The sequence below is a fragment of the Bacillus cereus group sp. BfR-BA-01380 genome (assembly GCF_022663535.1).
GTDB lineage: Bacteria > Bacillota > Bacilli > Bacillales > Bacillaceae_G > Bacillus_A > Bacillus_A cereus_BB.
In genome coordinates, this window is record NZ_JAKUFS010000091.1 from 1 (window position 1) to 531 (window position 531).

Here is a 531-nt window from a genome sequence, read left to right on the forward strand (position 1 = left end):
ATACCACGCTTCATTCGTTTTCCTGAAAAAGTTGCATTTTGGTCATTTGTTCCATACGTTGGAATAAAGTCACTATCTAGAAAACTTGCTTTTGATGTGTAAGATTCCTCGGTTACAACAACTTGAATGCCTACCGCATTTGCTTTGTATGTAATCATTTGAATCAATAAACGATGCGAGATATGTTTGCCCTTAACAAGTACAGGCTTTATACCTGTGTTTGTTACGATGGTTGCAAGATTATCAATCCCTAAATCAATACTCATATAACGACCATTCTCTTCAACGGATTGTTGTTCTGAAGGAACATCTATTACTAACTCCACCACATATCCATTGTATTTTGGGATAACACGAACTTGCTTCAGTTTACCTTCAGTAAACCCCAATTTCCCAATATTTAATTGCAATTTTGTCTTTGAAAACTTTAAAAACTTATCATTTTTAATGACACAATCTTGATTTGTATACAAGATTTCCTTTTCAGAAGAACGAATATACTTTGGAATTCTAGGTTTTCCAGTATATTTG

At 33.5% G+C, this 531-nt stretch carries 1 protein-coding gene; it reads right to left on the reverse strand.

The features are described from left to right. On the reverse strand, window positions 1-531 hold a 531-nt coding region (locus tag MR076_RS25985), incomplete at both ends, for a nuclease/transposase family protein (protein ID WP_472927090.1).